The organism is Antarcticibacterium flavum, from assembly GCF_006159205.1.
GTDB lineage: Bacteria > Bacteroidota > Bacteroidia > Flavobacteriales > Flavobacteriaceae > Gillisia > Gillisia flava.
Window position 1 is genome coordinate 1,743,954 of the sequence record NZ_CP040812.1, and the last position, 18,558, is coordinate 1,762,511.

The window sequence follows — 18,558 nt, forward strand, 5'->3', positions numbered from 1 at the left end:
CGTAATTTCGCAGGACAAAACACAACTTTATTTTAATGAGAACAGATTCATTTGCCCTAAGACATATAGGCCCCAATGAAAGTGAACTTCAAGAAATGCTTTCAACTGTTGGAGTGTCCAGTCTAGACCAGTTAATTTACGAAACCCTTCCCGACGATATCAAGTTAAAAACCCCGCTAAACCTCCCTCCTGCACTAAGTGAAAATGAGTACGCAGAGCATATTGGAGAACTTGCAGCCAAAAATAAGGTTTTTAAAACATATATAGGCCTTGGATACCACCAGGCTATACTTCCTGCAGTGATCCAGCGCAATATATTGGAAAATCCGGGTTGGTATACTGCTTATACCCCCTACCAGGCAGAGATCGCCCAGGGAAGACTGGAAGCTTTGCTAAATTTTCAAACTATGGTTAGTGATCTTACAGGAATGGAGCTTGCAAATGCTTCTCTTCTTGATGAATCTACGGCCGCGGCAGAGGCCATGGCGCTGCTTTTTGCAGTAAGGGAAAGGGATCAAAAGAAAAATGAAGTTGTGAAGTTCTTCGTTTCAGATGAAGTACTGCCACAAACAATTTCTTTATTAAAAACTCGGGCAATACCCCTGGGAATAGAACTGGTAATTGGTGATCATTCAGAATTTGATTTTTCAGAAGAATTTTTTGGTACCATAATCCAATATCCGGGAAGATCCGGGAGAGTTTACGATTACTCTAAATTTGTTTCAGGTTGTAAAGATGCCCAGATAAGGGTGGTAGTGGCAGCCGATATTTTGAGTCTTGTAAGGCTGCAGGCACCAGGAGAACTGGGAGCAGATGTTGTTGTGGGCACTACCCAACGTTTTGGAATCCCGCTTGGATACGGGGGGCCGCACGCTGCTTACTTTGCTACTCGGGAAGAATTTAAACGAAGTATCCCGGGAAGGATCATTGGGGTTACCAAAGACCTTAATGGAAATCGCGCCCTTCGTATGGCACTACAAACCAGGGAGCAACATATCAAAAGAGACAAGGCTACTTCAAATATTTGTACTGCCCAGGTATTACTTGCAGTAATGGCAGGAATGTATGCCGTTTACCACGGGCCAAAAGGCTTAAAATATATTGCAGATACTGTTCACTCCTCTGCAGTGACACTCGAGGCAAAACTAAAGGAATTGGGTTACCAACAACTTAACTCCACATATTTCGATACGCTTCAAATCAAAGCCAGCGCCGCAACTGTAAGGCCAGTTGCTGAAAAGAACAGGATCAATTTCTATTATCCAGATGAGGAAACAGTGGTGATAGCCCTTAATGAAACAACAAATATAAAAGACCTCAACAGGATCATATCAGTCTTTGCTGAAGCAGCCGGAAAGGATGTTAGTTATATTGAAAAGCTTAAAGAAGGCACCAGCATACAGGAGGAAGTGGAAAGAAAGAAAGAATTCCTTACCCAGGATGTCTTTAACTCCTACCATTCTGAAACCGATATGATGCGTTATATCAAGAAACTGGAGCGAAAAGATCTTTCTCTTAACCACTCAATGATAGCTCTTGGTTCCTGTACTATGAAACTTAATGCAGCTTCTGAAATGTTGCCTTTGAGCAACCCGCAATGGGGGAATATACATCCTTTTGCACCCATTGACCAGGCAGAAGGTTACCAAACAATGTTAAAGAGACTGGAAGACCAGTTGACAGAGATCACAGGCTTTGCAGGAACTTCCCTGCAGCCAAACTCTGGAGCACAGGGAGAGTATGCCGGCTTAATGGTAATTCGTGCTTACCACGAATCAAGGGGTGAATCTCATAGGAATATTTGTCTTATCCCATCCTCTGCCCACGGTACAAACCCGGCCTCTGCAGTAATGGCAGGAATGAAAGTGGTGGTAACAAAGGCTACAAAGGAAGGAAATATAGATGTTGAGGACCTTAGGGAGAAGGCGTTAAAACATAAGGATAACCTTGCAGCTTTGATGGTTACTTATCCTTCAACTCACGGAGTATTTGAATCTTCTATTAGAGAAGTGACAAAGATCATACATGATAACGGCGGGCAGGTTTATATGGATGGCGCAAATATGAATGCCCAGGTTGGATTGACAAATCCGGGTGTAATTGGTGCAGATGTTTGTCACCTAAACCTTCACAAAACCTTTGCTATACCTCACGGCGGTGGAGGCCCTGGCGTAGGACCAATATGCGTTGCGAAGCAATTATTACCATTCCTCCCGGGGAATCCTGTAATTGAGACCGGTGGTGAAAAAGCAATTACTGCTATTTCCTCGGCACCCTGGGGTTCGGCACTTGTATGCCTAATCTCTTATGGATATATAACAATGCTGGGAAGCGATGGCCTTAAAAAGGCTACAGAATATGCTATCCTTAATGCAAATTATATAAAAGCAAGGCTTAAGGAACATTATCAAACTTTATATTCAGGTGAAAGGGGAAGGGCTGCACACGAAATGATAGTTGATTGCCGTCCATTTAAGAATAATGGGATTGAAGTGGTAGATATAGCCAAACGACTTATGGATTATGGTTTCCATGCCCCTACAGTATCATTTCCCGTTGCCGGAACCATAATGATAGAACCTACAGAAAGCGAAAGTAAAGCAGAACTTGACCGTTTTTGTGATGCCCTGATATCCATTCGCCAGGAGATCAATGAATCATCTCAGGAAGATGAAAACAATATCCTCAAGAATGCACCTCATACATTGGCAATGCTTACAGCAAATGAGTGGGATTTCCCTTACTCAAGAGAACAGGCAGCATTCCCGCTAGAATACATAGCCGATAATAAATTTTGGCCTAGTGTAAGACGCGTAGATGACGCATTTGGAGACAGGAACTTAATTTGTACCTGTGATCCCATTGAAGAATACATGGAAGCCTAGATTCTATTTAAAAAAGGCGCAAACTATTTTGCGCCTTTTTTATTATATATTCAAATTAAGACCAAATTTTTTCTTATTTCTCAACAGGTTAATTAAAATTATATCTTATCCCCAATCTGCTGAAATAAAACCATTTCACCGGGTCCGGTTAAGCTGGATTTTATTAATTTAGTTAAAACAATCACAAAATTACTTCGTTTCAATGAGTATAATGATCACAGGGGTTGGTAGTTTCATCCCCAATTTGAAGAGGAAGAATTCAGATTTCTTGAAGCACGAATTCTTAAATATTGATGGCTCCGGCTTCCCCCATGCTAACGAGGTAACAATTGAAAAATTTAAAGCTATAACCGGCATTGAGGAGCGAAGATACCTGGAGGAAGAACTTACCACCTCAGATATGGCAACTGTGGCAGCACAAAAGGCCATAGAAGATGCAGGAATAGATCCTGAAACGCTGGATTATATAATTGTAGCCCATAATTATGGAGATGTAAAACACGGTAGTGTTCAAAGTGACGCAGTGCCCAGTCTCGCTACCAGAGTAAAACATAATTTGCGGATAAAAAACCCATCATGTGTTGGTTATGATGTTTTGTTTGGTTGCCCGGGATGGATAGAGGCAGTTATACAGGCCCAGGCTTTTATGCGTTGTGGAATGGCAAAAAAGTGCCTCGTAATTGGAGCTGAGGCCCTTTCGAGAGTAGTGGATAAATATGACCGGGATTCAATGATCTTTTCAGATGGTGCGGGGGCTACAGTCCTTGAGGTAGCAGAAGGTGATGGAGGTATTTTAGCACATCAGTCGGCCACATTTGCATATCAGGAGGCGCACCACATTTATTTTGGCAAATCCAACCGTGCGGAAGAAAAAGATGATACCCGTTTTATAAAAATGAACGGCAGGAAGATCTATGAATTTGCCCTCACCCACGTCCCAACGGCTATGAAGACCTGTTTGGAAAAAAGCGGGAAGACCATAGATGATGTAAAAAAGATCTTTATCCACCAGGCAAATGAAAAAATGGATGACGCCATAGTTGCGAGGTTTTATAAATTACACAAACGCCCGGTACCACCAAATGTAATGCCTATGAGTATACAGGAACTAGGCAACAGCAGTGTAGCCACGGTTCCCACCCTTCTGGATCTTGTGCGAAGAGGCGAAATAAAAGACCAGAAGCTAAGTAAAGGTGATGTTATAATCCTGGCCAGCGTAGGTGCGGGAATGAATATTAATGCCGTGGTTTACCAATATTAAGAATGTACGAGCACACTTTTCCTAATAAAAGATATAAACAGACCTTAGACTTCTTAAAAAAACATGTTCCACCACCGGCAACTGTCCTGGACCTGGGGGTAGAAAATCCATTTTCACTCATCATGCAAAAGGAACAATACACAGTAACCAATACCCGGGGTGAAGACCTTGACCTGGACACTACAGCTGTGCAGGAACCGGGCCTGGAGGTGGTGACGGCTTTCGAGATCTTCGAACATCTCGTAGCACCTTTTAATATTTTGAGAGAGATGAAGGCCGAAAAACTGGTCGCCACAGTTCCTCTCAAATTGTGGTTTGCTGATGCATACAGGAGCGATACCGATATGCGGGACAGGCATTTCCACGAATTTGAAGACTGGCAATTTGACTGGTTGCTGGAAAAAGCAGGCTGGAAAATTAAAAGCACCGAAAAGTGGACAAATCCTGTAAACAAAATTGGAATAAGACCCCTCCTGCGCAAATTTACACCCCGGTACTATGCAGTATATGCTGAAAGACAATAACAACTACATATATCCAATCTTGTTTTACTGTATACCTGCTTAATATTGTATTTTAGCCTTAAAACAATTTAGCACCTGTGAGGATCTACATAGTCATTCCTGCACATAATGAAGAAGCTTTCATTGGCCAGACTCTTGATTCGTTAATAAACCAAAGCGTTTTACCTACGAAGATCGTTGTAGTTGATGACCAGTCTACAGATGGGACACATGAAACAGCAGCTTCCTATGCTGAAAATTATGATTTTATCACAGTACTTTCCACGACTACTAAAGGGGAACACCTTCCCGGCAGCAAAGTTGTGAATGCCTTTTGTAAGGGATTGGAAAGCCTGGATGAGAACTATGATATCATTTGTAAGTTTGACGCCGACCTTATTTTTCCGGTAAATTACCTTGAAAAAATCACTCACTATTTTTCAGAGGATCCCGCAGTAGGTATGGCCGGCGGCTTTTGCACGGTTGAAGAAAACGGGAACTGGAAACTTGAAAACCTAACCTCGAAAGATCACATAAGAGGAGCTTTAAAAGCTTATAGAAAAGAATGTTTTCAGGATATAGGAAAACTAAAACCGGCTATGGGATGGGACACTGTTGATGAGTTACTGGCCCAATTCCACGGGTGGAAGGTTGTAACAATTGAGGACCTTCTGGTAAAACACCTCAAAGCGACCGGTGGTAATTACAATAAAGCTGCAAAATATAAACAGGGAGCTGCTTTCTACAGGCTTCGGTATGGATTCTTGATTACCGCCATAGCATCAACTAAACTTTCTCTGAAAAAGGGAAAGCCTGCTTTATTACAAGATTACCTAATAGGATTTTTTAAAGCTAAAAAAGAAAAGCAGCCCTTTCTGGTTACTTCAGAAGAAGGCCGCTTCATACGGAACTTAAGATGGAAAAAAATGCTTAAAAAGGTCTTTTAAACCTCTTTAGTCAAGTATTTCTACTAATGGCCTCCCAGTATTCCCATTAGGAAAAGAGATCCCTAATAAAGCTGAAATGGTAGGAGCTATATCTATGATCTCAGCCCGTGCGCTTGAGCTGCCCCGTTTTATCCCGTTGCCGAAGAAAATGAGAGGTGCGTGGGTGTCATAGCTAAATCCGCTACCGTGTGTTGAGCCCGTCTTTGAATAAGTTATTACAGAAGGTTTCAGCACGAAAATAACATCACCACTTCGCTTTTGGTTATAACCATTTTGAATAAGTGCTGCAGTGCCTGTTGTAAATGAACCGCTTTGCAACTGTGTCCTGGTGTACACATTATTGATTTGTGGATATTGTAGCAGGTAATGAGCCAAAGTAACTTCTACCTCATTTGCTGCAAGGCCCTTTTCCCTGAGAACTTCATAATCAAAAAACACCTGATAATTATAAATATATTTAATGATCTCTGCACCATCAAAGTTCTCACTTACAAAAGATCTTAATTCTTCCTCAAAAATAGTATGGTCAAAATAGCCTGCTGGAATTTTTACAGAACTCAGGTATGAAGGAACATCAACCCCGCCGTGATCTGATGTGAGGAACACGGTATAATTCCCCTTACCCACTTTCTCATCTAGAGCCCTCAGGAGTCTTCCCAGTTCCTGGTCAAGCCTTAAATAAGTATCCTGCACCTCCTTGGAATTTACTCCAAAGTTATGCCCAACATAATCTGTACTGGAATAACTTAAGGTAAGAAAATCTGTATCTTCATCCCGCCCAAGTTCTTCGCCGTCCAAAGCTGCAATCGCAAAATCTGTAGTTATAGAATTCCCATATGGGGTAACTTTAAGAAGTTCATAAGGTCTTTCCTTTGATGCAAGTTCATTAAGGTCATAAGGAAAAGTAGACCTGCCACTGTAGCCACCTTCAAATGTTGTTTGATCTGGTCCGCTTTCAGTATAGGAATCTATATCCTTAAGAGTATTCCAGGTCTTCATATAGGATTTGACCTTTCCCGAATTATTGAAGGAGGTTACCCATTGAGGTAATTTTTGCATATAATAATCACTGGTGATCCACTTTCCTTCGTTACTCCCGTGAAACCAGTAGGCGGCATTTGCTGTATGTCCCGCCGGCAAAATTGCCCCTCTGTCTTTCAAGGCAATCCCTATAGTTTTGCCACGCATTTGAGTGAATAATCTGTTTTCATCTGCCACCGTGGTAACCATCATGCGGTGAGGGGACATTTTCCCTGCGCTGGAAGTAGTCCCCACGGGTAAGGCATTATCATCACCGGCACAATATACCTGTCGTTCCTCAAACTTATTGTACCAGTCATTCCCTATGATCCCGTGATTTTGAGGACCGGTGCCGGTATAGACTGAAGCATGCCCAGGGCCTGTATAAGTTGGAATATAATTAAAATGGGCATTGCGAAAATTAAAACCATTTCTTACCAGGCGCTTAAATCCACCCTCTTCATATTTATCCCAAAACCTGGTGAGATAATCGTAACGCATTTGGTCTACTACTATTCCAACAATCAATTTTGGTTTTTGAGAATGGGAAATGAGGTTGTTATCATCTTGTGCCTGTAGAGGAAAAATAAACAGGAAAATAAATAATAACGGCATTAAATTTTTCATATTGATTATATCTTTCATAAGCTTCAAAAATAGTAAATCCACAGGTTTAAAGATTAATTCTTAGTTAAATACTTTCCGACTTAAAATTACTATTTTAGCTTTACAAAAATTCCTTAATGAGTTACCTGCATTCAATTGGACAATACTTTATTATGCTTCAGGGAGTGTTTGGCCGCATGACCAAACGATCTGTTTTAAAGGAATTGATATTTAAGGAGATAGACCAGCTTATCCTGGGATCCCTGGGCATTGTTGCTTTCTTGTCTTTCTTTATTGGAGGTGTGGTCGCCCTCCAAACGGCTCTTAACTTAAACAACCCGCTTATCCCAAAGTCTTTGATCGCTTTTGCAGCAAGACAATCAATCATACTTGAGTTTTCTCCCACTTTTATCTCTATCATTATGGCTGGTAAAGTAGGATCATTTATTACTTCAAGTATTGGCTCAATGAGGGTGACAGAGCAAATAGATGCCCTGGAGGTAATGGGAATTAATTCTCTTAATTATCTCGTACTCCCAAAGATCATAGCAATGCTTACCTATCCTTTTGTGATCGCAATTTCCATGTTCCTTGGTATCGCCGGTGCATACGCCTCTGCCGTACTTGGCGGCTTCGTGGGATCGGACGTTTTTATTACGGGGCTTCAGGAGGATTTTGTAGGCTACCAGTTATTCTATGCTTTTTTCAAAACATTCCTTTTTGCTATAATCCTGGCTACCATCCCGGCATTCCATGGGTATTATATGACCGGGGGTTCTTTGGAAGTAGGTAAGGCCAGTACCACCTCTTTCGTGTGGACGAGCGTAGTAATAATCATTACCAATTACATAGTGACTCAATTACTTTTAAGCTAATGATAGAGATCAAGAATTTACATAAAGGCTTTGAGGACCAACAGGTATTAAAAGGAATTGATTTTGTTTTTGAAACAGGTAAGACAAACCTGGTCATTGGTCAATCGGGTTCAGGAAAGAGTGTGCTGCTTAAATGTATGCTGGGGATCTTTAAACCGGAAAAAGGATCAATTGAATATGATGGCGAGAAATTTTCTGAGTTTACAGATGAGGAAAAAAGAGAGTTAAGAAAAGAAATAGGAATGCTCTTTCAGGGTGGTGCTTTGTTTGATTCTATGACGGTTGAAGAGAATGTTATGTTCCCTTTAAGAATGTTCACTAAAAAGAAAAAGAAAGATCTGCAGGACCGGGTCCAGGAAGTACTGGAAAGGGTTAACCTGGAAGATGCGGGCAAAAAATATCCCGCAGAGATAAGTGGGGGAATGCAAAAAAGGGTTGCCATTGCACGGGCAATCGTAAACAAACCAAAATATCTATTTTGCGATGAACCCAATTCAGGACTTGATCCTCATACGGCTACAATCATAGATAATCTCATTCACGAGCTTACCGTAGAGTACAATATTACTACAGTGGTAATTACTCACGATATGAATTCCCTGCTGGAAATTGGAGAAAATATCGCTTTTCTAAAAGATGGCGTACTTGCCTGGAAAGGCGACAAAGATCAAATTTTTAAGACCGATGATAAAACAGTGACAGATTTTGTTTATTCATCAGATCTTTTTAAGAAAGTACGGGACGCCCAGCGGCAAGGGCTGTAATCAATTTTGAGATCTCACCGCCAGGGTATCAAGCTTTAAGCGTATGTTAAGCCAGTTCTGCATACGTTCAGCATCTGCAGTTCTTGCCCTTGATGGCACGTTCCTTTTCCAGGTTACATTGAAAGTTGGTATGGTATCAATCCTGTCAAAATTGGTCGTGATCATATTTGCATAACTAAGATTCTCCACATTCTCATAGTTGGCTTTGATCTCCCGGCTAAGTTCTCTAAAAGAAAAATCCCCTTTTTGATACTTTAGTAATTCATTTTCAAGTAAGGCAATTCTGGCATCTTTATTTTCGATCACCTCCTGGTTACGAACATAAAGATCCTCAAGAATACCACTTCGCACCTGTGACGAAAGAGCAGCAATATCACCTGTTTGCTGCTCTCCCTGCCTTACTACCAACCTTGCCTCCTTTAAAGCCTCCACATCTCCCATTTGGGTTCTCCAGGTTTCTATGGTTGCCTGCGGGACCTGAGCCCCTATCATAAAAACTTCAATTTCCCGATTTTGATAGTTTATAGTGGATCTCAATTTTTCTGCACCGCTAAATTGAACCGTTTGGGAAAGGAATTCTCCTGCCTTTGTCTCAAAAACCTGTTTTCGCAAGAGATTTACAAATAAGATCACACTGGGAATGATCACAATAATTGCAATAGTAGAAGCAATTTGTGCAGTACGCTTCCTGCGTTTGCTATTGGCATATTTCACTAATGGAAAACCAAGAAGTTTTGAAACAACGAAAGTAGAAAGGGCTATAAAAACTGCATTTATGGAGAATAAATAAAGTGCACCAAGTGCGTATGCCCCATTCCCAATTGCCAGGCCATATCCTACTGTGCAAAGTGGGGGCATAAGAGCTGTAGCAATCGCCACCCCAAAGATCACACTTGCAATAGTTCCTCTTTTTGTTTTGGCAACAATAAGCGCCAGGCCACCAAAAATTGCTATAAGCACATCCAGAATGGTGGGATAAGTTCTTGCAATAAGCTCCGGTGTTTCTTCTTTCACGGGAGATACAAGGAAATAGATAAAAGCCGTGAGCACACTTAACCCCACCATAACGCCAAGGTTAATAAAGCTTTTCTTCAAAGTATCCACATCATTGATAGCAACAGAGAGGCCTACGCCCACAATGGGTCCCATAAGGGGAGAAATTAACATCGCTCCAATTACAACAGCCGTACTACTTACATTTAAGCCAATAGAGGCCACAAAGATTGAGAATACGAGGATCCAAGCGTTGTGCCCTTTAAAGGAAATATCCTTTTTTATAGACTCAACCGTGGTCTCCCTATCTGTATCTCCACGAATATCCAGTAATTCTGAAAGAAAAACCTTGATGCTATTCCATATTCCCTTGGCACGGCCAAATTCCAATTCATTCTCTTGTGGGGGAGGGTTACTCCCAATATTGTCTTGATTCTCCATTCCTATTCCAGGTTATTCCCGTACTTCTCAAGCACCTTCATTCTTATTTCTTTTATTTCCTGCTCCTTTTCCCTCGGCACAATTAAAAGCACATCCTTATCGTCTACGATAATATAATCCTCCAGGCCATCCAGAACCACCACTTTATGGGAGTGGGTATAGATAATATTCTTACCAGATTCATTCGGCAGCAGGTGTGCATTGATTACCACATTTTTATCTTCGTCCTTTCCCAATTGATTGTACAAAGCACCCCATGTCCCAAGATCATCCCAGTCGAAGCCGGCCGGGATTACGAATACTTTATTTGATTTTTCCAGTATAGCGTAATCTATAGAGATGTTTTGAGCTTCAGGATAAATCTCTTTTATAAAAGCTTCTTCCTTTGAAGAGTTGAGTGTGTCATTCCCCTTATCAAATAGTTTAAACATCTCTTCCCGGTAGGTTGAAAATGCTTCAGCTATGACAGCAGCCTTCCAAATAAAAATACCGGCATTCCAAAGGTAATTCCCCTCCTCAAGGTATTTTTTCGCATTCCGCAGGGTAGGTTTTTCGGTAAAACTGGAAACCTTTTTAATGTGAAAATTCTCATCCTCCTCATCAAACTTTATATAACCAAAACCAGTATTGGGATTGGTTGGTTTTATACCCAGGGTAATTAAAATATCCGTTTTCGCCGCTTCTTCAAAAGCCGTATGAATATCCTGCACAAAAGCTTCCTTATCATTTATCCAATGATCACTTGGCGCCACCAGCATCACGCCATCGGGATTCTGTTTTTTTATTTTTAGTGCCGCGAGAAGAATACAGGGTGCCGTATTTCTCATAGCCGGCTCCAGTACAATTTGTTCGTCCTTGATCTTTGGTAATTGTTCCTTCACAAGATCCTTATATGCCTCATTGGTTAGGATAAGAATATTTTGAGGTGGTACAATGGTCGAAATTCGATTATAGGTGAGTTGGATAAGAGTCTCACCAACCCCCATCATGTCATGGAATTGTTTGGGATATTTGGCTTTGCTTACAGGCCAAAACCTGGAACCTACCCCACCTGCCATAATAACCGCAAAATAATTTAGATTATGTTTATTCATCGTGCTATTTCTTAACCCATTAGAAGTTCCACCTGGGCATTAGGCTGAAAAAGGTATATCTTCCCTGTGGAAACCTCCATACACTCATATAACTTTCTCCTTTTAGGACCTTTCCTGAAGATTTTACCATTATAAATTCTAAAAGACCCACCTGCAGGCAGCTCAAAAATATAATTTTTATCGTTCTCGGGATCAAATTTTTTTAAGGCCACAGAGAGATGCGCATCGGTATCACTGCTTGCCCTTGGATTTTTAAAATGTTTTGCAATTAAAGGTAATAATTGCACGGGAAAGATCTCCGGTCTAATAAAGGGCAGCATTAATTGTTGAAATGTGAACTTCCATTCCCTCCCATGTGGTTTAATGTTATACCCAAACCTTTCAAATGCTACCAAGTGTGCAATTTCATGAATAGTGGTAATGAGAAACCTGTATTTATTTAGATTTGAATTAACGGTAATTTGATGTCCCCCATCCTGGGTCCGGCGATAATCTCCATGCCTTGTAACCCTTTCATTTACGATCTTTAAATGTATCCTGTTTTCCTCTATTAAACTAAAAACAGAGGGGACAGCATGGCTTGGAAGGTACTTTTCTAGGATCTTGTTCATTCCTTACTGTGGTCTAAGGTGTGCTGCTGGATACCTGCAGGATCTTGCCATTATAATATTTATTACCTGTAAGGCTAAAATCCATGATATATTCAGCCATTTGGAGCGCAGAAAGGGGTGCCTTATATCCCGGGAAGGCTTCTTCCAGCATTTCTGTTTGAACAGCACCAAGTGCCAGTACATTAAACGAAGGGCCGGTTTCTTTATATTCTTCAGCCAGCAGTTCAGTTAAAGTAATAAGAGCTCCTTTGCTTGAACTGTAGGCGGCGAGCCCGGCAAATTTCATACTCCCCTGCACACCTCCCATACTGCTCACATTTATCACGTGAGACTCCTTATTCATTAAAGGCAGTAACAGCTGTATCAAGCCCACTACTCCAAAAACATTGGTGTCATACACATTTCTGAACTCATCAACTGTTGTTTCAGCAAAAGACTTATTAATAATAGCACCTGCATTATTAATAAGAATATCGACCTTCCCTTTTTCCGATAATCTTTCCTTCACACGGGCAAGATCATCCTCATTTGTGATATCACAGCCAATGGATGTTACTCCCGGTAGTTTAAACCCATCAACTACTTCTGCAATTCTGGATAAAGCAAGAACCTCATGTCCATTTTTAGAAAATAATTTCACCAGTTCCAGCCCAATGCCCCGGCTGGTACCTGTAATTACTACCTGCTTCATGTTTAATTCATTTTAATCTCCCTGGTGGGAGTATTAGTCATTTTGGTAATCCCCGGGATCACAGCTTCAATAAGATTTGCCATATGATCTACATCCATTTTTTCTGCCTCATCCCCTACGTGATGATAGAACTCATAGTTGGTAAAGTCAAAGGTGCTTATAGTTTGCGCAGGGACCTTGAATTCTTCGTAAAAAGGGTAATTATCACTGCGTCGAAATAGATTAAACTGCTTGGCTTCCGGCAAAAAACCCAGGACTTCTTCTCCTGAATATTCATTGAACTTTTCAGCCATATTTGAGTCCTCGAAACCGGTTAAATAACCGAGGTAATCCCTGTCTTTCATTGGAACCCCTATCATTTCAAAATTCACCATTGCATAAAGATCAAGCTCCTCTTCCTTAAGCCTGGAGGCTATTTCCCTTGCTCCTACAAGGCCCATTTCCTCCGCAGAAAAAAGGATAAAGAGTATACTCCTGCCGTTGGTTTTGGTCTCTCCAAAATATTTGGCAAGCTCCATAACAGCTACCGTACCCGCGGCATTATCATTTGCCCCATTCGCTATAGAATCTCCGTCCACTTTTTTGCCATAACCAATATGATCATAATGAGCTCCCAGGATAATAAATTCATTTTTTAAATCTTCATCTTCACCTTCAAGATATCCTACGATATTATACCCTGTTAACTCCTTTACCACAAAAGAGTCGCGGTAGGTTTCAAAATATGGTTCTACACGCCATTTCTTAAAATTATCTTCGATGTAAGCTGCTGCTTTCTCTATACCTTCACTACCGGTTGCACGTCCCTGCAGTTCATTGGATGCCAGGTAATCAAGTTTCTCCTTCACTGCGGAAGGGGTGATCTCATAAGATGCAGTAAGACTGGCCGTATTTGTATTATTTTTTTCCTGAGTCGATTTCTGGCTCAAATTACAGGCCGAAACAGCTGCTAAGGCCAGAAGTAGGAATGTTTTAGAAAAGAAATTTGTCATATAGCTAAAGATAAGAAAATCCCGCATAAATGCGGGATTTAGTGATTTTTATTCAAAATGCCAGATTATTTTATGCCAGCATTGTCACCGGGTTTTCCAGGTAACTCTTTAAAGTTTGCAGGAATGCTGCCCCGGTAGCACCGTCTACGGTCCTATGGTCGCAAGCCAGGGTGACTTTCATCGTATTCCCTACTACAATTTGACCATTCTTAACAACCGGCTTCTCAACAATAGCTCCTACAGAAAGGATAGCTGAGTTTGGCTGATTGATAATACTGGTAAATTCTGTGATCCCGAACATACCAAGATTGGAAACTGTAAAAGTACTTCCTTCCATCTCCTGTGGCTGCAGTTTCTTATTACGCGCCTTACCAGCAAGATCTTTTACATTTGCTCCTATTTGTGTCATTGACATCTGGTCTGCATATCGTAATACCGGAACTACCAGCCCTTCATCTACTGCTACTGCCACACCCATATGGATATGCTTCGCAATTTTTGTAGAATCCCCGGTCCATTGGGAATTGACCCTTGGATGCTTGCGAAGCGCCATTGCACTCGCTTTGATCACCATATCATTGAAAGAAACTTTCACATCTGGCAACTCGTTGATCTGTTTCCTGGATGCCATTGCCACCTCCATATTTACCTCAATGGTAAGATAGTAATGTGGAGCTGTGAATTTAGATTCTCCAAGGCGCTTGGCAATAGTTTTACGCATTTGAGAGTTCTTGATCTCTTCAAAACTTTCCTCCCCTGCAGGTACGTATGGTTTTACAGCTGCAGCTTCTTCTTTAGGAGCTTCAGCTCTTGCCGTCTCTTCTTTTGCAGGTGCTGCTTTTTCTGAAGGCTTATAAGACTCGATATCCTTCTTTACAATTCTTCCATTCTCTCCAGATCCCTTTACCTGCGAGAGGTCTATGCCTTTATCTTCTGCCATCCTCTTAGCAAGAGGTGACGCAAAGATGCGGGTTCCATCTGATGCCTGCGCAGATTTTTCTGAAGAAGAATCTTCAGTAGCAGTTTTTGATTCTTCCTTTTTAGATTCTTTTTTGGAATCTCCGCCTTTAGCTTTTTTAGAACCATCACCAGTTCCAATTCCTGAAACATCTGTTCCTTCAGGACCAATGATAGCAAGAAGACTGTCTACTTTGGCAGTTTCACCTTCCTGTATTCCAATCTTTAGAAGGGTTCCTTCATAAAAGGATTCGAATTCCATTGTAGCCTTATCGGTCTCTATTTCAGCAAGAATATCGCCTTCTTCAACTTTATCACCTTCTTTTTTGAGCCAGGAAGCAACTGTTCCTTCTTCCATGGTATCACTCAAACGAGGCATTTTGATCACCTCTACTCCTTCGGGGATCTCACCCGATGTTTCATCAGAAGAATCACTGCTTTCTGTCTCCTCCTCTTCATTTTCAGAAGAATCAGATTTTTCAGAAGGATCCTTCTTTTCCTCTTTCGCAGTAGAATCTCCTCCACCACTTATCAAACCGGAAATATCCTCTCCTTCCTCACCAATAATAGCCAGAAGATTATCTACAGGCGCTGTCTCTCCTTCTTCAATTCCTATATGAAGCAATGTACCTTCATAGAAGGATTCAAATTCCATAGTAGCTTTATCGGTCTCTATTTCAGCAAGAATATCGCCTTCTTCAACTTTATCACCTACACTTTTAAGCCATTTTGCAACAACACCTTCTTCCATCGTGTCGCTCAAACGCGGCATCTTGATTACTTCTGCCATAATTATTCTACTTTATGTGATAAAAAGGGATAATCCTTCTGTTCATAAACAGTGTCGTACATTACGTTTTTGGCCGGATAATCAGATTCTTCAGCAAACTTCTCGCATTCGTTAACAAGTTTCTTTACTCTCTTGTCAATTTCCTTGATCTCCTTTTCTGTCGCATATTTCTTCTCCTTGATCACCTCAAGAACCTGTGTGATTGGATCTACCTTCTGGTATTCTGCAACTTCTTCTTTTGTACGGTATTGTTGCGCATCACTCATTGAGTGACCACGGTATCTATAGGTTTTAAGCTCCAGGAAAGTAGGCCCCTCTCCTTTACGGGCCCTGGTGATAGCCTCATCCATAGCCTCTGCCACCTTAACAGGATTCATGGCATCTACCGGCCCACAAGGCATCTCATAACCATTTCCAAGTTTCCATATTTCGGTACTTTTTGAAGTACGGGCAACAGATGTTCCCATCGCGTACCCATTGTTTTCAACACAAAACACCACCGGTAGGTCCCACTTAACGGCCATATTCAGGGTTTCGTGAAGAGACCCCTGCCTGGCAGCCCCATCTCCTAAAAAGGTGAGGGTTACCGCATCTCTTTTAAAATATTTATCTGCAAATGCAAGCCCGGCCCCAAGAGGAATTTGCCCTCCCACGATCCCGTGTCCACCATAGAAACGGTGTTCCTTGGAAAAGATGTGCATAGACCCACCAAGACCCTGTGAAGTACCGGTACCCTTACCATAAAGTTCAGCCATCACCTTTCTGGGATCTACTCCCATACCAATAGGCTGTACGTGATTCCTGTAGGCCGTGATCATTTTATCCTTGGTAAGATCCATCGCGTGTAAAGAACCGGCCAAAATAGCTTCCTGTCCATTATATAAGTGCAGGAACCCTCTAACTTTTTGCTGAATGTAAACCTGAGCAAGTTTATCCTCAAATTTACGCCAGAATAGCATATCCTCGTACCACTTCAAATAGGTGGCTTTGGTAATTTTCTTCATCTACAAATTAATTTAAGGCCAAACAGTGGAGTTTGTCTGGCGGATAACAAAAATACTATTTTCAATAAGAATGGAAAACAGTTTTCATACTAAAAAAACACGAAATCGTTATAGGTAGCTATTATCGAAGATCAAGGGCAACAATTCTTTAAGGGAGCCAGACCTCACAACTTTTCCTGTTTCCCCCATAAAGAAGATCTCAATTGGCTGCTCCTGCTTCACTTCATACTCTGCAATAGATTGCCGGCAAGCACCACATGGCGGGATTGGAGTGACAGTACGATGATTTAGGGATCTGGCAGAAAGGGCCATTCTTCTAATTTTTGCCTCAGGATATTTGGCCCCGGCATAGAATATAGCTGTACGCTCTGCACAGAGACCCGAAGGATAAGAGGCATTTTCCTGGTTGCTACCAATGACTACCTCTTCGTTATCAAGAAGTATAGCTGCTCCTACTTTAAAGTTGGAATAGGGAGCATATGCCTGGTCCCGGGCTTCGAATGCCCGTTCCATTAATTGCTGCACATCATTTGGCAGCTCATCAAAATTCTCATAAACATCCAGGGTGGATGTGATTATCAATGACTTCATTTATTTGTCTTTAGAACGCAAGGCAGCTGTTCGAATTCACAGGAAACCTGTATAAAAATATATTGACTGGCAGGATCAATTATCTGCATACTGCTCACCAAAATTAAAAGTAAGCCCAAATCGAAGAGTGCCTTCCAACGGGCTCACCACCCTGGAGGTAGAAAACAAATAGGAAATATCGATGAGTACCGGCGCATATTTAAATCCGGCCCCAAGAGCAAAGAACTTCCTGGAACCCTTAGTATCACTCTCGTTAAAATATCCTGTCCGTAAGGAGAACGCTTCCCTAAACACATACTCTGCGCCAAGAGCCCAGGTAACCTCTCTTAACTCTTCACTAAAACCTCCCGGAGCATCCCCAAAAGATTTAAAGATCCCTTCAATAGCTCCTATATTATTGTACACCTCTTCATCTGCACTATCTATCACCCCATCATTGTTAAAATCCCTTGGAGTAGGAACCAGCAGTTTATTGAATTCTACATAAGTACCCAGGCGGTTGTCTGCATCAAAAATAAAATCAAAGCCTGCTCCTGTTTTTAAATTGGTAGGAATAAAATTTTCCTGCCCCACATCATCATATTTTATTTTAGGTCCTATGTTGGAAATATTCGCACCTGCACGAAATCTTCCGTCAAAATTTGAAAAGACTATAGACTGGCTTTGGTAGAAAGCAGCAACATCAACCCCAAAAGTAGAGGCAGCAGTTGCATCTTCACTGTTCACAGCCAATTTTAAATCAGACCGTAAATATCGCCCCGCCACTGCCATAGAAAAATTGTCACTCAACCTCAAGGAATACGAAAGGTCCAGCGTCATTTCATTTGGGCTTAAAAGCAATGGCTCTTCTTCAAAGCCTCCCTGGGTCTCAATTGAACCAAGGCTAAAATACCTTAAACTTGCCGCTACAGCACTTCGCTCATCAAGACGATTAAAATATGTGAGGTTTCCAAGGAAAATATCATTTACAATATTGCTTAAATAAGGGGTATATGATACGCCCACTCCCTGCTGACTGTTGATAAAGGCATATTTTGCAGGGTTCCACTGTTGTGAGAAAGCATCGGCAGAAGTTGCGATCCCCTGGTCACCCATTCCGGCTGCACGGGCATCGGCTGCAATGATCAAAAATGGAACAGCTGTGGTAATTACCCTGTCTCTCTCCTCTTGTGAATAAAGGCTGTTATTTGACAAAAGGACAAATCCCAGCACCAGCATTGTAATTTTTTTCATCACATCAATTAGTGTTAAACAAATATAATATTATTCTTTTAAGCGTTGGGCCTGCTGCAAATTTTGTCAGGGAATAGCTCAAAACCACTTCTAATTCCTTGAATAATTAATAACTAAAGAATTACAATAATATTGCATTTATAACAGCCTGCGAAGAAATTATAATAATTTTAAACAATAGCTGCACTAAGTAAATAGAATTTTAACCATAACCTTTACATATATCCTCCTAATACAGCATCAAGAATATTAGGTAATTAGCGGTTTTTGAATGATATGAAATAATCTTGTACTTTTGCC

Annotated in this window: 17 protein-coding genes; 6 read left to right on the top strand and 11 right to left on the bottom strand. The window is 41.3% G+C overall.

The window, feature by feature from the left end:
* The first annotated feature begins 35 nt into the window (after positions 1-35).
* The 4 genes from gcvP to FHG64_RS07285 all read left to right on the top strand — a co-directional run bounded on the left by gcvP (position 36) and on the right by FHG64_RS07285 (position 5,596).
* Positions 36-2,885 carry an aminomethyl-transferring glycine dehydrogenase gene (gene gcvP, locus FHG64_RS07270; RefSeq protein ID WP_139065789.1) on the top strand — a complete coding sequence of 950 codons (2,850 nt, stop codon included), beginning with the start codon at positions 36-38 and terminating at the stop codon, positions 2,883-2,885.
* Positions 2,886-3,087: 202 nt separating this feature from the next.
* Positions 3,088-4,146, top strand: coding sequence for a 3-oxoacyl-ACP synthase III family protein (locus FHG64_RS07275; RefSeq protein WP_139065790.1), 1,059 nt, complete (start codon positions 3,088-3,090; stop codon positions 4,144-4,146).
* 2 nt (positions 4,147-4,148) lie between these two features.
* Entirely contained in the window at positions 4,149-4,670 is a 522-nt protein-coding gene (locus tag FHG64_RS07280) for a methyltransferase domain-containing protein (RefSeq protein ID WP_139065791.1), read from the top strand.
* Positions 4,671-4,747: 77 nt separating this feature from the next.
* On the top strand, positions 4,748-5,596 hold the full coding sequence (locus FHG64_RS07285) for a glycosyltransferase family 2 protein (protein WP_139065792.1): 849 nt from the start codon (positions 4,748-4,750) through the stop codon (positions 5,594-5,596).
* 6 nt (positions 5,597-5,602) lie between these two features.
* Here FHG64_RS07285 and pafA read toward each other — a convergent pair whose 3' ends face one another.
* The gene (gene pafA / locus FHG64_RS07290) at positions 5,603-7,243 is read right to left on the bottom strand and encodes an alkaline phosphatase PafA (RefSeq protein WP_139067918.1); all 1,641 of its coding nucleotides are present in this window, start codon (positions 7,241-7,243) and stop codon (positions 5,603-5,605) included.
* 116 nt (positions 7,244-7,359) lie between these two features.
* Between pafA and FHG64_RS07295 the strand changes: the two genes are divergently transcribed.
* Positions 7,360-8,097 (top strand): MlaE family ABC transporter permease, encoded by a 738-nt coding sequence (locus FHG64_RS07295; RefSeq protein ID WP_139065793.1) that lies wholly within the window; start codon positions 7,360-7,362, stop codon positions 8,095-8,097.
* Positions 8,097-8,861 carry an ABC transporter ATP-binding protein gene (locus FHG64_RS07300; protein WP_139065794.1) on the top strand — a complete coding sequence of 255 codons (765 nt, stop codon included), beginning with the start codon at positions 8,097-8,099 and terminating at the stop codon, positions 8,859-8,861. The genes FHG64_RS07295 and FHG64_RS07300 overlap by 1 nt, the downstream gene beginning before the upstream one ends.
* On the opposite strand, the gene FHG64_RS07305 is transcribed toward FHG64_RS07300, so the two are convergent.
* The 10 genes from FHG64_RS07305 to porV all read right to left on the bottom strand — a co-directional run bounded on the left by FHG64_RS07305 (position 8,862) and on the right by porV (position 18,258).
* Positions 8,862-10,295 (bottom strand): DUF389 domain-containing protein, encoded by a 1,434-nt coding sequence (locus FHG64_RS07305; protein ID WP_139065795.1) that lies wholly within the window; start codon positions 10,293-10,295, stop codon positions 8,862-8,864. It abuts the gene before it with no gap.
* 2 nt (positions 10,296-10,297) lie between these two features.
* Positions 10,298-11,389: a mannose-1-phosphate guanylyltransferase gene (locus FHG64_RS07310; RefSeq protein WP_139065796.1), complete on the bottom strand. Its 1,092-nt coding sequence runs from the start codon at positions 11,387-11,389 to the stop codon at positions 10,298-10,300.
* An 11-nt stretch (positions 11,390-11,400) separates the two neighbouring features.
* Positions 11,401-12,000, bottom strand: a complete 600-nt coding sequence (locus FHG64_RS07315; RefSeq protein ID WP_139065797.1) for a SprT-like domain-containing protein — start codon at positions 11,998-12,000, stop codon at positions 11,401-11,403.
* Positions 12,001-12,013: 13 nt separating this feature from the next.
* Positions 12,014-12,640 carry an SDR family NAD(P)-dependent oxidoreductase gene (locus FHG64_RS07320; RefSeq protein WP_394344216.1) on the bottom strand — a complete coding sequence of 209 codons (627 nt, stop codon included), beginning with the start codon at positions 12,638-12,640 and terminating at the stop codon, positions 12,014-12,016.
* Positions 12,624-12,698, bottom strand: a complete 75-nt coding sequence (locus FHG64_RS19980) for a hypothetical protein (RefSeq protein WP_394344217.1) — start codon at positions 12,696-12,698, stop codon at positions 12,624-12,626. Before FHG64_RS19980 ends, FHG64_RS07320 begins: the two co-directional genes overlap by 17 nt.
* Complete coding sequence (locus FHG64_RS07325) at positions 12,694-13,710, bottom strand: M28 family metallopeptidase (protein ID WP_246054330.1); 1,017 nt, start codon at positions 13,708-13,710, stop codon at positions 12,694-12,696. Before FHG64_RS07325 ends, FHG64_RS19980 begins: the two co-directional genes overlap by 5 nt.
* Before the next feature lie 43 nt (positions 13,711-13,753).
* Positions 13,754-15,430 carry a pyruvate dehydrogenase complex dihydrolipoamide acetyltransferase gene (locus FHG64_RS07330; RefSeq protein ID WP_139065799.1) on the bottom strand — a complete coding sequence of 559 codons (1,677 nt, stop codon included), beginning with the start codon at positions 15,428-15,430 and terminating at the stop codon, positions 13,754-13,756.
* A 2-nt stretch (positions 15,431-15,432) separates the two neighbouring features.
* Complete coding sequence (gene pdhA / locus FHG64_RS07335; RefSeq protein ID WP_139065800.1) at positions 15,433-16,434, bottom strand: pyruvate dehydrogenase (acetyl-transferring) E1 component subunit alpha; 1,002 nt, start codon at positions 16,432-16,434, stop codon at positions 15,433-15,435.
* 108 nt (positions 16,435-16,542) lie between these two features.
* Positions 16,543-17,025, bottom strand: a complete 483-nt coding sequence (gene cdd / locus FHG64_RS07340) for a cytidine deaminase (RefSeq protein ID WP_139065801.1) — start codon at positions 17,023-17,025, stop codon at positions 16,543-16,545.
* A gap of 75 nt (positions 17,026-17,100) precedes the next feature.
* Positions 17,101-18,258 (bottom strand): type IX secretion system outer membrane channel protein PorV, encoded by a 1,158-nt coding sequence (gene porV / locus FHG64_RS07345; RefSeq protein ID WP_139065802.1) that lies wholly within the window; start codon positions 18,256-18,258, stop codon positions 17,101-17,103.
* Positions 18,259-18,558: the final 300 nt, after the last annotated feature.